Source organism: Mesorhizobium sp. M0051, from assembly GCF_040323235.1.
In the GTDB taxonomy this organism is placed as follows: Bacteria; Pseudomonadota; Alphaproteobacteria; order Rhizobiales; family Rhizobiaceae; genus Mesorhizobium.
Map to the genome: position 1 here is coordinate 70,250 of NZ_JAMYUT010000014.1, position 12,434 is coordinate 82,683.

Below are 12,434 nucleotides of genomic sequence, written 5' to 3' on the forward strand. Positions count from 1 at the left end.
CAGGAGCTTGGATGCAGATGCAGAATCGGATGGTGCGCGGCATCCTGAGCCTGTGCCTGGGCGTGCTGGTCTTCTCGCTGCAGGACCCGCTCGTCAAAGCCGTATCGAGCGGCTATCCGGTGACCGAAGTGATGGCGATCCGCTCGATCGTCGCTCTGCCGATCCTGATTGTTCTGGTCCATGCCGATGTCGGCCTGCGGGCGATCCTGTCGAAGCGATTCGGCATGCTGACCATGCGCGCCTTCATCCAGTTCACCTCCTATACGGTCTACTATCTGGCAATCGCCGCTCTGCCGCTGGCCGATGCGGTGGCGCTCTATTTCATGGCGCCGCTGTTCATCATGGCGCTGGCCGGGCCGTATCTCGGCGAGCGCGTCTCGTGGCAGACGCTGGCGACCGTGTTGATCGGGTTGCTTGGCGTGCTCGTGATGCTGCGCCCCGGCACCGGACTGTTCGACATGGCAGCACTCCTGTCGCTGGGCTCGGCGGCGCTCTATGGCTTCTCGCAACTCATGGCCCGCAAGATCGGCGACACCGAATCGTCGACCGTCATGGCCTTCTATCAGAACGGCGCCTATCTGGTTGGCGCCGCTGTCGTTGCCGGCGTGTTCCACCTTGCCGGCATCACCCATGCCGTCCACCCCAGCGTGGAATTCCTGGTGCGGCCCTGGCTGTGGCCGACACTGCCGGATTTTCTCAAGATGGCGGCCTGCGGTATCGTCGCCTCCGCCGGCATGATCCTGCTGTCGCAGGCCTATCGGATGGCGCCGGCCAACCGCGTTGCCACCTTCGAATATACCGGCATCCTGTGGTCGCCGCTGTGGGGTTTCCTGTTCTTCGCCGAGGTCCCGCGGTCGACGACCGTCATTGGCGCAGCCCTCATCATCGGCGCCGGCCTGCTGGCCCTCAACACCGAACGGCGCAAGAGCGCTCCACCCGTGCTCACTGCTGCCGATCCAGCCTGATCAGGCGAAGCAGATCAGTGCCCGTTCGACCCGCGAGCGGATTTCGGCCAGCGTAAAGGGCTTCTGCACGACATCGAGGATAACGCCGTCCAACTCCTCGGCGCGCTCGCGTTGGTCGGCATAGCCAGTCATCAGCATGATCTTCATTGACGGAAAAAGGGCCGACGCCGCAATCGCCATCTCGATGCCGTCCATCTCCGGCATGCGGATGTCGGAGACGACGAGATCGTAGCCGCCTTTTGCGGCCTGGATCAGTGAAAGCCCTTGCGCGCCGTCCGCCGCGACCTCGATCGCATGCCCTGCGCGTTCAAGCGCGCGGGCGGCCAGGGTGCGGACGGACTCATCGTCCTCAACGATCAGAAGCTTTGCCATGGCCGGCATATTTGGCCGCGAAAAGTTGACTTTTCCTGAAAGCGGCCACGGTCGGCGGATCTTTTTGGAAGTCGCTCAGACATCGCCTTTCACGACGCCGACAAAAGGCAGTTCGCGAAAAGCGTGCGCGACATCCATACCGTAGCCGACGACGAAATAGTCGGGACAGTCGAAGCCGACATAGTCAGCGTTGAGTGCGGTCTGTCGACGCATGCGCTTGTCGAGCAGCACGGCGATGGAACAACTTTTTGCGCCCCTCGACAGCATCAGGTCGCGGGTGAAGCTTAGCGTCTTGCCCGATTCGAGAATGTCGTCGATCAACAGCACGTCGCGGCCGGTGACCTCGTTGTCGATGTCGCGCAGCACCCTCACCTCGCCGCTGGTGGTGCCCGCGCCGTAGCTGGAGATGAAGATGAACTCGACCTCCGGCGACAAGCCGACATCGTGCATGGCACGGATGAGATCGGCGGCGAAGATGAACGAGCCCTTCAGCACCGAGATCACCAGCAGATCGTGATAGTCGTGGCCGGCGATCTCCTTGGCGAGTTCGAGGTTGCGCCGGGCGATCGCCGATGCTGAAAACAGGACTTCGATGTCCTTGCCGCGTACGATTGGCATTGGTGTTCCTCGGTAGTCGCCTATTGAGCGAAAGTGACTAAGACGGCTCTTACGCCGTACTTAGGCACGTCGAGCCGGCTGGCAAAGCCGAATCTTTCGCCCGACGCCAGCGAGCGGCCGGATGTCCCCAACGTATAGCGGGTTGTGCGCCCGTCATTGCTCGTCACCCGAATTTCGAGCGGCGGCAGTTGCACCGGTTTCGCGCCATCATTGACGGCCTCGCCATCGACGAACAGCGCTGGGTTCGGGCCCGACGCGTCGACGCGTGAGGTGACGCCTGAAATGCTGAGCGCCGAGGGCTGCGCGCTGGACAGGAACGACGCCTGGCGCACCAGCGCATGCCCGCCGGAGACCCAGAAAGCGGCCAACGCGGCGCCGACGCCGGCGATCCAGAAGATCGGTCCGCCGCGCGAGGCCGGCGGCCGTTCCGCCGGGGCCTCGGGCTTGCGCAGCATGTCCATGCCCTCGATGGCCGGTGTGACGATCGCACGCGGCAGCGGCGAAACGCTTTCCACGGCGGGGACAAGACGCGGCATCACCACATAATCGGCATCGACGACGTCGGCAGCGGGACCACGCATGAACCGGTCCTTAGCGGCAATTGCCGCCGGATCGGTCATGATTTCGCCGGAAACCGGGCGCGCGGTTCGATCGTCAGCCATCATGGCCCCAGCATTGCAGCACGTGTTCGCTTTTCGTTTCTTTTGCGTAAACACAAATGGTTAACGCTTCCCCACCGGAGCCCTCGTGACGAGCCGAAAGAGCCCAGGAATTAACCGCCGGTTAACCATGCCGGCCGATGGTCTTTACCCAGAACAGGCCGGCTCGCCGCCGTGCCGAATTTCAGGTCGCCGAAATTGATTCGCTTCGAAAATGTCGGCCTCCGTTATGGCATGGGTCCGGAAATCCTCCGCGACATCTCCCTGCACATTCCGGAGCGCTCCTTCCAGTTCCTGAGTGGGCCTTCGGGCGCCGGCAAGACGACGTTGCTGCGCCTGCTGTTCATGTCGCTGAAGCCGACGCGCGGGCTGATCACCATCTTCGGCAAGGACCGGTCACGTATCTCGCGCTCCGAACTGCCGCATCTGCGGCGGCGCATCGGCGTCGTGTTCCAGGACTTTCGCCTACTCGATCACATGACCACCTACGAGAACGTCGCGCTGCCGCTGCGCGTGCGCGGGCGCGAGGAAGCAAGCTACCGCACCGATGTCACCGAGCTGTTGAAGTGGGTTGGGCTGGGCGAACGCATGCATGTGTTGCCGCCGGTTCTGTCCGGCGGCGAGAAGCAGCGCGCCGCGATCGCGCGAGCACTGATCGAGCAGCCGGAGATCCTGCTGGCCGACGAACCGACAGGCAATGTCGATCCGCCGCTGGCGCGACGCCTGCTGCGTCTGTTCATCGAGCTCAATCGTCTCGGGACCGCCGTGGTGATCGCTACCCACGATCTCGGCTTGATGGAACAGGTCGACGCGCGTCGCATGATCCTGGCCGGCGGAAGGCTGGACATCTATGACTGAACTGTCCGCCGAACATCTTGTGGAACGAGACCAGGACGCCGAGGCGGCGAAGGCAGGGCCCCGCACCCAGCGCAGGATGGCACCGATCGTGCCGGCGCAGAACATCGCCGGCCGGGCGCTGGTGCTGGTCATCGCCATCATGACATTCCTGTCCTGCCTGACCTTCGGCGCGGTGACGCTTGTGCGCGACACCGCGTCCGTCTGGGAGAACCAGATTTCGCGCGAGGCGACGATCCAGATCAAGCCGGTCGACGGCCTCGACATGGAGGCAGCCCTTGCCCGGGCCTCACAGATCGCCGGCGAGTTTCCCGGCGTCAAGGCAACCCGGATCATCGATCGCGAGGCGACCGCTAGGCTGTTGGAACCGTGGCTGGGTTCAGGCCTCAACATCGACGAATTGCCGGTGCCGCGCCTGATCATCGTCACCATCGACGAAAGCAGCCCACCCGATTTCGCCGCGATGCGCGCCGCGATCACGCCGAAACTGCCGAGTGCCTCGCTCGACGATCACCGCACTTGGGTCGACCGGCTGGTTGCCATGGCCCGCACCACGGTGACCATCGGCATCGCCGTGCTGGCGTTGATGCTGTCGGCGACGGTGCTGACCGTGGTGTTCGCAACACGCGGCGCCATGGCCGGCAATGGCCACATCATCGAGGTGCTGCATTTCGTCGGTGCCGAGGCACGCTTCATCGCACGCGAATTCCGCCGGCATTTCCTGGTCACTGGCATGAAGGGAGCGGCGGCCGGCGGTGCCGCGGCGGTACTCGTCTTCATCGTCTTTTCCTGGTGGTCGTCGCGCAACATGGCAACGCCGCAGGCCGACCAGGCAACCGCCCTGTTCGGCAATTTCGCTATCGGCTCGGCTGGGTATCTCGGTGTCGTCTTGATGGTGCTGGTGATCGGCGGGCTGACGGCGGCAACCTCGCACGCCACCGTAGTCGCCTATCTCAGCGACATCGATGTTCGCCAACCGGATGCAGGCTGACGAGGCAAGATGATCACGAATGGAGAATTCGCGTAACGCAAAGTGCGTCTTTTACCTACCCAAGTCCGCATTTCAGGATTAACCATATGGCGATGGACGCACGGGATACGACCGGTACGGCTGGACAGATGCCAGTGGTGGTTGCCCGTTCGCATGACCGCCGCACGATGAGCCGTCTAAAGGCTGCGTTGCGTATATCCGCTCTCTCCTTGCTCGTTCTCGCGACATTGTTTGCCGGCGGCTTCGGCTGGTTCGCAAACAAGGTCAGCCACCTGACGACGCCTGCCAATCCAGCCAAGGCTGATGCGATCATCGTCCTGACCGGCGGCCAATCCCGCCTCGATGCGGCCATGGACCTGCTGGCGTCAGGCAAGGGCGAGCGGCTGCTGATCAGCGGTGTGCATCCTTCCGCCAGCCGTCGCCAGTTGCAGGCGGCGACCGGTGGCGACGTCAGGCTGTTCTCCTGCTGCGTCGACATCGACCGTGCCGCGCTCGATACGATCGGCAATGCCGAGGAAAGCGCCAAATGGGTCGAGAGCCATGCCTATGGCACAGTGATCCTCGTCACCAACAATTATCATATGCCGCGCAGTCTGCTGGAAATGGGCCGGCTGCTGCATGGCGCCAAGCTTGAGCCCTATCCGGTGGTCAATTCCAACCTCGACAATGGCGGCTGGCTGACCAAGCCGCGGGCATTGCGCGTGCTGTTCACCGAGTACAACAAATATTTGCTGGCGCTGGCGCGTGGCATCGTCCCGGTCAAGCCGACGCCCAACGGCATCGCGCTGGCCGAAACCGCAGCCGGCGGCTGAACCATCATTCCCCGGCGGCCGCGCCTGCCCTGGCGGCCGCGCCTGCCCTGGCGGCCGCGCCTGCCCTGGCGGCCCTGGCAGCCGCGCCCGACACCCCCTTGAGCCGTGCGACCTCCTGTTCAAGACGCTCGATGCGCCTGTCCCGTTCACCGAGTGCCGCTGCCACGTCGGCCGCCTCGAAACGCTGCGGGATATGCTGCGGGCAATTGGCATCCCAGGCCGTGATCGTGAACAGGATGACCTGCTCGGGACGTGCCTTGTAATCTTGCGGCATCAGTTTCGCCAGCAGTTCGGCATCGTTCTCGACAACGCGCGCCGTGCCCCAGAGCTTGATGCGTTGCCGATGCATATAGTCGACCAGGAACAGGAAGGCCTGCGGATTGTCAGCCAGATTGCCCTGCGTGATGAACTGCCGGTTGCCGGCAAAATCCGCGAAGCCGATCGTGTGTTCATCCAGCACCTTGAGGAAGCCGACCGGCCCGCCGCGGTGCTGGATGTAGGGCTGGCCATCGCCATTGGCCGTCGCCAGGAAGACGCTGGTCTGCATCTCGATGAAGGCGGCAAGGTCGGGGGTGATGGCAGCTTGCCAGCCGCCACGCTCCTCGACGCGGGCATAGGATTGGCGTGAGCCCTTGCGGGCCTGGATCGCCTTGACCGTCGGCGTGAAGGCGACGTCGCTGGTGAAAGCATGCGCGTTCATCGAAAGCCTCCTGGAATTGCTCTAAAGCCCGAGTTCCGACAGTGTAGGGTGGTCATCCGGCCGCCGACCGAGCGGCCAGTGATATTTGCGGTCAGCCTCGCCGATCGGCAGGTCGTTGATGCTGGCGATGCGCAGGCGCATCAGCCCGTGTTCGTCGAATTCCCAGTTCTCGTTGCCGTAGCTGCGGAACCATGAACCGCTGTCGTCGCGCCACTCATAGGCGAAGCGCACCGCGATCCGGTTGGCGTGGAAGGCCCAGACCTCCTTGATCAGCCGATAGTCAAGCTCGCGGCTCCATTTGCGCGTCAGAAACGCCTGGATGGCATCGCGCCCTTGCAGGAATTCAGCCCGGTTACGCCAGCGACTGTCCATTGTGTAGGCGAGCGCGACCCGTGCCGGATCACGGGAGTTCCAGGCGTCCTCGGCCATGCGCGCCTTCTGTGCGGCGGTCTCGGCTGTGAACGGCGGAAGCGGTGGTCGGCTCTCAGACATGACATTCCTCTGCGGCATGCGTGGCGGAGACCGGCGGACACCGCCTGGCCTTTCCGGAGTCAGGCAGCATCACGGGCAGAAACAACCGGAAAATCGATCTCGGTCCGGGCAACCTCATTGATATAGTTGGTCCAGACGTTCAGGGCGACGTGCTGGACGATCTCAATGATCTCACCATCGTCATAGCCTGCCAGCCTGACGGCTGCGAGGTCCTCGTCGCCGACATGGCCGCGGCTGTGGGCGACCTTGGCGGCGAAACGGACAGCCGCGCCCGCCTTGGGATCGGTGGAACCGCCGTGGCGGTTGGCAATCATTTCGGCGTCGTCGAGCCTTGCGAGGTTCTTGCCGAGGTAGGTGTGGGCGGAAAGACAGTAGCTGCAACCATTGACCTCGGCGACCGCGAGCGCGATACGTTCGCGCGTTGGCGCCGGCAGGCGGCCCCTGGCAAGCGCCCCCGACATGCCGAGGTAGCCTTCCAGCGCGGCCGGGCTGTTTGCAACCATCCTAAACAGGTTCGGCACGACACCGAGCTGCTTCTCGACAGCGTGCAGCATGGGTTGCGCGGCTGTTGGAGCGGCGGCAATGGATGACAGGGTAACGATGCGGGGCATGACGATTTCCTTTTGAGGTGCCCGTCTTATATGCATCCTTTCACATTGCAGATGTAGATGCCATAATTGCAATCTATCCTTCCAATTTCTGGAATAAACAATGGACCGCCTCGAAGCCATGTCCCTTTTCGTTGCCACGGTCGAGGCTGGCAGTTTGTCCGCTGCCGCGCGCCGTTCGGGCGTTCCACTTGCCACGGTCAGCCGCAAGGTCTCCGACCTAGAGCGTCATCTTCAGACACGCCTGCTGAACCGGTCGACGCGGCGGCTGACGCTGACCGATGCGGGCGACGCCTACCTCGCCGCATGCCGCCGCATTCTCGACGAGGTCGGCGAGGCCGAGCGGGTCGCCGGCGGCGAGTACAGCGCCCCGACGGGCGAATTGATCATCACCGCGCCGATCGTCTTCGGCCGCCTTCACGTGCTGCCAGTCGTCACCGCGTTTCTCGCCGCCTACCCGCAAGTGGACATTCGCCTGACGCTCGGCGACGCGATAAGCCATTTGGCCGAGGAGCATATCGATCTCGCAATCCGCATCGGCCGGCTGCCGGACTCGCGCATGGTTGCCACAGGGCTTGGCTCCATCCGTCGTGTTGTCTGCGCAAGCCCCGCCTATTTGTCTGAACGCGGCACGCCGAAAACCCCCAGAGATATTGAGACGCACAGCTGCATTACATTTGAGGGTCTCAGTTCCCTCGCCACCTGGACCTTTTCGGTGGAGAAGACCGACCTTCCAATCCAGGTTCGCTCAAGGCTCCGCGTCAACACCGCTGAGGCCGCGATCGACGCTGCGATTGCCGGCATCGGGATAACACGGGTACTTTCCTACCAGATCGTAGCCGCTGTGCGGTCAGGAGCCCTCAGAGCGGTTCTCCAGGACTTCGAACCGCAGCCGTGGCCGGTAAATCTCGTACACGCCGGCCAGGGCCGGCTGCCGGTGAAACTGCGCGCCTTCCTCGACTTCGCCGCTCCTCGCCTGCGGGAACGCCTGGCGCAGGCGGCGTGGTGAATGAGCCGCATCGCCTTGTTTCCTTTTTCCCCGCGCTTGGTGTAACCAACGCTCACCTCCTCACCGGACCTCCCCCATGCTCTATGCCAGATCACTGACGTTCAATTTCGTCTTCTACGTCAACCTGATCATCCAGATGATCCTCTGGACCCCCTATTATTTCCTGTCCCCCCGTCACCGCGCCTGGTTCGTGCCGAAATTCTGGTCGCGCACCTCGATGTGGCTCTTCGACAAGATCGCTGGAACGAAGAGCGACATCACCGGCCAGGAAAACCTGCCAGAAGGCTCCTTCATCCTGGCGCCCAAGCACCAGTCGTTCTGGGACGCGATCGCCTTCTTCCCCTTCCTCCAGGACCCGCTCTACATCTTGAAACGAGAGCTGACCTGGATCCCGTTCTTCGGCTGGTACATCATGAAGATGCGGATGATCCCGGTTAACCGCGGCAGCCGCTCGAAGGCGCTGAAGGCCGTGGTCGCCGCGACCAAGGAGGAGATGGCGCGCAACCCTCGCCAGCTGATCATATACCCCGAGGGCACGCGCCGGGCTCCGGGCGACGAGCCGGCCTACAAATACGGTATCGTCGAAATCTATGCGCAGCTTGGTGTTCCGGTGGTGCCGGTCGCCCATGTCGCCGGCCTTTATTGGCCGCGCCGGAAATTCCTGCGCTACCCCGGCACGATCAGGGCACGCTTCCTGCCGCCGATTCCACCGGGACTGAGCAAGGACGAATTCATGGCCCGGCTGATCGGGGAGACCGAGGCCGCCTGCGACCAGTTCCTGATCGAGGCGGCGCGCGGCCCGAACCCACCTGCCTTGCCACCGACAGCGGTGAAAAGGCTGCAAGAGCTGGATCACGCCGCAAAAACCAAAGCCTGAGCCGAAGTCTCCGGCCGGCAGTTCTCAGCCGAATACGGCCAGCGCAGTGGTCAACACCAGCGTCGCGGCAAAGACCAGATTGATAATCCGCGATGCCGCCGGCTGGCGCAGGAAGCGCGCGAACGCTGCTCCCGCGACGAGCCACACGGCATGGATGGCGACGATCATCAGGGCGAGAACCGTCAGCCTCAGCCATGGACCGAGCTCAGCGACGCCCTGTTTCGACGAAGCCCAGGCGAACACGACGGCGATCGCCACATAGGCCTTTGGATTGGCGACCGCGAGAAGGAACCCAGCCAGCCATGTTAGCCTCGGCGGCGCGTGCCGCCAAGGGCGGCGCCGTAGCGATCTTGAAGGCGAGATAGAGGATGTAGACCGCTGAAGCGACGGCCAGCAGCGGTGCGAACCGCGGCATCGACGTGAGCACCGCCATGACCCCGGTCGCCACGACCAGCAGCACGGCGATCGTGCCTAGGATGATCCCCCCGGCATAGCGCAGCGAGTGGCGCAGGCTGAAGGCGGCCCCGACGGCGGTGACGCTTATCGTTGCCGGCCCTGGGCTGCCCATGACGATCGTGGCGGCAAGCACCAGCGCGACCAGCTGACGCCAAAGGTCCAGCTGCGAAAGAAGCGGCTCCGTCATCTGCACCTCTGCCTTGCCCCCGTGCAAAGAAGGCTATGGCAAGACAAGAGGGTCGTCTTGGACGTTCGTGCGAGGAGCGGTCGCCGAAAGCTTCAGCCGCTCGCCTTGTCGAGTTCGGCCATATCGTCGGCGCTCAATTTCAGCGACGCCGCCTTGATCAGGCTGTCCATCTGGTCGGGCCTGGTGGCGCTGGCGATCGGCGCGGTCACACCGGGCCGCGCGATCACCCAGGCAAGCGCGACTTCCGCTTGCTTGGCCGAATGCCTGGCCGAGACCGCGTCCAGTGCCGCAAGGATGCGATATCCGCGCGCGTTGAGATAGTCCTTCACACCGCCGCCACGCGGGCTCTGACCAAGATCGGCCTCGCTGCGGTATTTGCCGCTGAGAAAACCCTTGGCAAGGCTGAAATAGGTGATGACGCCGATGTCCTCGGCCACGCAGAGATCACGCAGTGGGCCGTCGAAGGACGAGCGGTCGTAGAGATTGTATTCCGGCTGCAGCACTTCGTAACGCGGCAGGCCGCGCAGGCTCGCCACATCGAGTGCGGCGCGCAACTGGGCGGCGTCGAGGTTCGAGCAGCCGGCATAGCGGATCTTGCCCTTGGCGAGCAGCTTCTCATAGGCGCCAAGGGTTTCCTCGTAGGGCGTCGTCGGATCCGGCCAGTGCGACAGATAGAGATCGATGGTGTCGGTCTGCAGCCGCTTCAGCGATGCGTCGACGGCCTTTTCGATGTATGCGGCGGACAGGTCCTTATGGCCCTGTCCCATATCCGAACCGACCTTGGTGACCACGATGACCTTGTCACGATTGCCGCGGTCCTTCATCCACTTGCCGATAATGGTTTCCGACTCTCCGCCCTTGTGGCCGGGCACCCAGCGCGAATAAGCATCCGCCGTATCGACGGCGTTGAGGCCGGCGCCGATGAAGCGGTCGAGCAGGTCGAACGAGGTTTTCTCGTCGGCGGTCCAGCCGAAGACATTGCCGCCCAGAACCAGCGGTGCGATGGAAAGATCGGTACGACCGAGACGGCGTTTCTGCAAGGCGTATCTCCGGAATGATTGGGCGGGCGAATGCTGCCCGCGGGCTGAGGTTCGGAGCCTAAAGCTAGGTCTTGGCCGATCGAGGTCAAAGGCCTGGCCGCCTTTTTCCGCAGAGGCAGCTTCACAAAGGCGCGACCCGCCTGGCGACTTCCTCCAGCCAATGGTCGCGAATGCCTAGCGCCTCGAGATGCTCCAGTGTGCTGAGCACATAATCCTCGTTGACGCCGGACTGGCCGACCGCGCCACGCACCATGGCCGCCGCCTCCGCCGCGTCGAGCGCGCCGGCATACTGCACGTGCTGGCGGTCGACGATATAGGCCACCGCCTCGACAGTCCGGCCCCCGTCGAGACGAATCTTGAGCAAGCGCTCGAGATAGACATTGGTGACCAGCTCGCGGTCGCGCAGATAGGTGATGACCTCGTCGCGCAAGTCGCCGGGAACACGGAACGCCAGGCCGACACAGGAGCCGCCACGGTCGAGGCCGAGCACCAGCCCCGGCCGTTCACGCGTGCCGCGATGCACGAAGGAATAGACGCAGAGCGACCGGCGATACCCATGCAGGCGGGCGCGCTGTGTCTCGACATGCGCGAAACCCGGCCGCCAGATCAACGAACCATAGCCAAACACCCAAAAATCGCCCATATCGCCGCGCCTGATTGCAAAGAATGCCAACACCGTGCCGGGACCGGAGTTTTTTAGCCTGTCCCGTCTACCTATTCGTCTCTGTCTACCTATTGTCGGCGGGATCGACTGTCCGTCCGCAACACCCATGCGTTAACGAGAGCCAAAGCATGACGTCAAGTGACGAACGCCAGCCGAGTAACCTTCGCCGCCTGATCTGGCTTGCCGCCTTCGTCGTGGTGCTGTTTGCCATCTACAGCGGCGGCTGGTTCTATCTGGCCAACCGGGTAAGGAGCGAGGCCGACAAGGCGGTTGCCACGCTGAACAAAACTGGCGTCGAAGCCGGCTGCGACAACCTCCAGGTCAGCGGCTATCCCCTGAGCTTTACGGTCTCCTGCGACAATTTGGCTTACGAGGACGATGCCAGGAACGTCGCCGCTTCGGCCGGCAGTTTCAACGCAGCCGCCCAGATCATCCAGCCTCTGTCACCGGTTGCCAATCTGCGCGGCCCGCTCAGGACTTCCGTGCCAGGCATGGCGCCGTTGTGGATCGACTGGGACAACCTGCAGGCCAACGTCAAATTGTGGTGGCCACTACCGCAGCGGATTGCTCTGGAGGCGGAGGGCCTGTCCGGCCAGACCGATCCGGCCGACGATACCGATCCGGTGCAATTGTTCAGCGCCGGCAAGGCGGCTGGCCAACTGCAGCCGAATGGGGCGGACATCGACTATCTCGGCAGTTTCGGCGATCTCGAGATCAATCCCGGCGCGATCGGCGGGCGCGTGCTGCCGGCGCTCGATGCCAGCGGCGACGCGACGCTGAAGAACGGCATTGCACTGATCGGCACGCAGGTGAGAAGCCTGCGCGGCCAGGCAATCGAAATCCGCAACCTCTACCTGTCGTCGGGCACGGCGCGCATCACCGTTTCAGGACCGCTTTCGGTCGATGCCGAGGGCCTGGTCAACGCCGATCTGATGATCAGGCTGAAGGACCCGAAGGCGGTGGCTGCCATCCTCGGCGCCGCCATACCCGAGCAGAAAAGCCAGATCGAGCAGGGCTTTTCTGCCCTGGCGGTGCTTGGCAACGAGCCATCGATGCCGCTCAAGGTGGTCAAGGGCAAGGCCTCGCTCGGCTTCATCCCGCTGGGCAAGATCAAGCCACTCGATTAAGC

15 protein-coding genes and 1 pseudogene are annotated in these 12,434 nt (G+C 63.5%); 7 read left to right on the top strand and 9 right to left on the bottom strand.

The features are described from left to right. Nucleotides 1–17 precede the first annotated feature (17 nt). On the top strand, nt 18–965 hold the full coding sequence (locus NKJ90_RS16355) for a DMT family transporter (RefSeq protein ID WP_023757230.1): 948 nt from the start codon (nt 18–20) through the stop codon (nt 963–965). Here the strand turns inward: NKJ90_RS16355 and NKJ90_RS16360 are convergent, their stop codons facing one another. The 3 genes from NKJ90_RS16360 to NKJ90_RS16370 all read right to left on the bottom strand — a co-directional run bounded on the left by NKJ90_RS16360 (nt 966) and on the right by NKJ90_RS16370 (nt 2,620). Beyond that, complete coding sequence (locus NKJ90_RS16360; RefSeq protein ID WP_023757231.1) at nt 966–1,337, bottom strand: response regulator; 372 nt, start codon at nt 1,335–1,337, stop codon at nt 966–968. Between the two features lie 75 nt (nt 1,338–1,412). Then, entirely contained in the window at nt 1,413–1,955 is a 543-nt protein-coding gene (hpt, locus tag NKJ90_RS16365) for a hypoxanthine phosphoribosyltransferase (protein WP_023757232.1), read from the bottom strand. Nucleotides 1,956–1,975: 20 nt separating this feature from the next. Beyond that, a complete protein-coding gene (locus NKJ90_RS16370) occupies nt 1,976–2,620 on the bottom strand; it encodes a cadherin-like beta sandwich domain-containing protein (protein WP_023757233.1) in 645 nt (214 codons plus the stop codon). A gap of 192 nt (nt 2,621–2,812) precedes the next feature. Here NKJ90_RS16370 and ftsE point away from each other — a divergent pair, with 192 nt between their 5' ends. From ftsE to NKJ90_RS16385, 3 genes are all read left to right on the top strand, one after another. Then, on the top strand, nt 2,813–3,472 hold the full coding sequence (gene ftsE / locus NKJ90_RS16375; protein WP_023757234.1) for a cell division ATP-binding protein FtsE: 660 nt from the start codon (nt 2,813–2,815) through the stop codon (nt 3,470–3,472). Beyond that, on the top strand, nt 3,465–4,460 hold the full coding sequence (locus NKJ90_RS16380; RefSeq protein WP_023757235.1) for a cell division protein FtsX: 996 nt from the start codon (nt 3,465–3,467) through the stop codon (nt 4,458–4,460). The genes ftsE and NKJ90_RS16380 overlap by 8 nt, the downstream gene beginning before the upstream one ends. Nucleotides 4,461–4,546: 86 nt before the next feature. Continuing rightward, nucleotides 4,547–5,272, top strand: a complete 726-nt coding sequence (locus tag NKJ90_RS16385) for a YdcF family protein (protein ID WP_023757236.1) — start codon at nt 4,547–4,549, stop codon at nt 5,270–5,272. Nucleotides 5,273–5,276: 4 nt separating this feature from the next. Here NKJ90_RS16385 and NKJ90_RS16390 read toward each other — a convergent pair whose 3' ends face one another. The 3 genes from NKJ90_RS16390 to NKJ90_RS16400 are packed head-to-tail and all read right to left on the bottom strand — an operon-like array spanning nt 5,277 to nt 7,075. Continuing rightward, nucleotides 5,277–5,972 carry a pyridoxamine 5'-phosphate oxidase family protein gene (locus NKJ90_RS16390; protein WP_352486358.1) on the bottom strand — a complete coding sequence of 232 codons (696 nt, stop codon included), beginning with the start codon at nt 5,970–5,972 and terminating at the stop codon, nt 5,277–5,279. A 21-nt stretch (nt 5,973–5,993) separates the two neighbouring features. Next, nucleotides 5,994–6,464 carry a nuclear transport factor 2 family protein gene (locus NKJ90_RS16395; protein ID WP_023757237.1) on the bottom strand — a complete coding sequence of 157 codons (471 nt, stop codon included), beginning with the start codon at nt 6,462–6,464 and terminating at the stop codon, nt 5,994–5,996. A 59-nt stretch (nt 6,465–6,523) separates the two neighbouring features. Next, nucleotides 6,524–7,075, bottom strand: a complete 552-nt coding sequence (locus tag NKJ90_RS16400) for a carboxymuconolactone decarboxylase family protein (RefSeq protein ID WP_023757238.1) — start codon at nt 7,073–7,075, stop codon at nt 6,524–6,526. 100 nt (nt 7,076–7,175) lie between these two features. On the opposite strand from NKJ90_RS16400, the gene NKJ90_RS16405 reads away from it, so the two are divergent. Beyond that, nucleotides 7,176–8,081, top strand: a complete 906-nt coding sequence (locus tag NKJ90_RS16405) for a LysR family transcriptional regulator (protein ID WP_023757239.1) — start codon at nt 7,176–7,178, stop codon at nt 8,079–8,081. Nucleotides 8,082–8,157: 76 nt separating this feature from the next. Beyond that, on the top strand, nt 8,158–8,958 hold the full coding sequence (locus tag NKJ90_RS16410) for a lysophospholipid acyltransferase family protein (protein ID WP_023757240.1): 801 nt from the start codon (nt 8,158–8,160) through the stop codon (nt 8,956–8,958). Between the two features lie 24 nt (nt 8,959–8,982). Here the strand turns inward: NKJ90_RS16410 and NKJ90_RS16415 are convergent. The 3 genes and pseudogenes from NKJ90_RS16415 to NKJ90_RS16425 all read right to left on the bottom strand — a co-directional run bounded on the left by NKJ90_RS16415 (nt 8,983) and on the right by NKJ90_RS16425 (nt 11,284). Next, a pseudogene (locus tag NKJ90_RS16415) lies at nt 8,983–9,601 on the bottom strand (LysE family translocator). Between the two features lie 92 nt (nt 9,602–9,693). Then, on the bottom strand, nt 9,694–10,641 hold the full coding sequence (locus tag NKJ90_RS16420) for an aldo/keto reductase (protein WP_352486360.1): 948 nt from the start codon (nt 10,639–10,641) through the stop codon (nt 9,694–9,696). 121 nt (nt 10,642–10,762) lie between these two features. After that, a complete protein-coding gene (locus NKJ90_RS16425; protein WP_023757241.1) occupies nt 10,763–11,284 on the bottom strand; it encodes a gamma-glutamylcyclotransferase in 522 nt (173 codons plus the stop codon). Between the two features lie 149 nt (nt 11,285–11,433). Between NKJ90_RS16425 and NKJ90_RS16430 the strand changes: the two genes are divergently transcribed. Next, nucleotides 11,434–12,432, top strand: coding sequence for a DUF2125 domain-containing protein (locus NKJ90_RS16430; RefSeq protein WP_023757242.1), 999 nt, complete (start codon nt 11,434–11,436; stop codon nt 12,430–12,432). The last annotated feature ends 2 nt before the right edge of the window (nt 12,433–12,434 follow it).

What these genes read in the sequence shown, in the direction of transcription:
- NKJ90_RS16410 (WP_023757240.1), top strand. Translation starts at nt 8,158, where the DNA reads ATGCTCTATGCCAGATCACTGACGTTCAATTTCGTCTTCTACGTCAAC.
- NKJ90_RS16385 (WP_023757236.1), top strand. Translation starts at nt 4,547, where the DNA reads ATGGCGATGGACGCACGGGATACGACCGGTACGGCTGGACAGATGCCA.
- NKJ90_RS16355 (WP_023757230.1), top strand. Translation starts at nt 18, where the DNA reads ATGCAGAATCGGATGGTGCGCGGCATCCTGAGCCTGTGCCTGGGCGTG.
- NKJ90_RS16430 (WP_023757242.1), top strand. Translation starts at nt 11,434, where the DNA reads ATGACGTCAAGTGACGAACGCCAGCCGAGTAACCTTCGCCGCCTGATC.
- NKJ90_RS16400 (WP_023757238.1), bottom strand. Translation starts at nt 7,075, where the DNA reads ATGCCCCGCATCGTTACCCTGTCATCCATTGCCGCCGCTCCAACAGCC.
- NKJ90_RS16395 (WP_023757237.1), bottom strand. Translation starts at nt 6,464, where the DNA reads ATGTCTGAGAGCCGACCACCGCTTCCGCCGTTCACAGCCGAGACCGCC.
- NKJ90_RS16390 (WP_352486358.1), bottom strand. Translation starts at nt 5,972, where the DNA reads ATGAACGCGCATGCTTTCACCAGCGACGTCGCCTTCACGCCGACGGTC.
- NKJ90_RS16425 (WP_023757241.1), bottom strand. Translation starts at nt 11,284, where the DNA reads ATGGGCGATTTTTGGGTGTTTGGCTATGGTTCGTTGATCTGGCGGCCG.
- NKJ90_RS16380 (WP_023757235.1), top strand. Translation starts at nt 3,465, where the DNA reads ATGACTGAACTGTCCGCCGAACATCTTGTGGAACGAGACCAGGACGCC.
- NKJ90_RS16370 (WP_023757233.1), bottom strand. Translation starts at nt 2,620, where the DNA reads ATGATGGCTGACGATCGAACCGCGCGCCCGGTTTCCGGCGAAATCATG.
- NKJ90_RS16360 (WP_023757231.1), bottom strand. Translation starts at nt 1,337, where the DNA reads ATGGCAAAGCTTCTGATCGTTGAGGACGATGAGTCCGTCCGCACCCTG.
- hpt (WP_023757232.1), bottom strand. Translation starts at nt 1,955, where the DNA reads ATGCCAATCGTACGCGGCAAGGACATCGAAGTCCTGTTTTCAGCATCG.
- NKJ90_RS16405 (WP_023757239.1), top strand. Translation starts at nt 7,176, where the DNA reads ATGGACCGCCTCGAAGCCATGTCCCTTTTCGTTGCCACGGTCGAGGCT.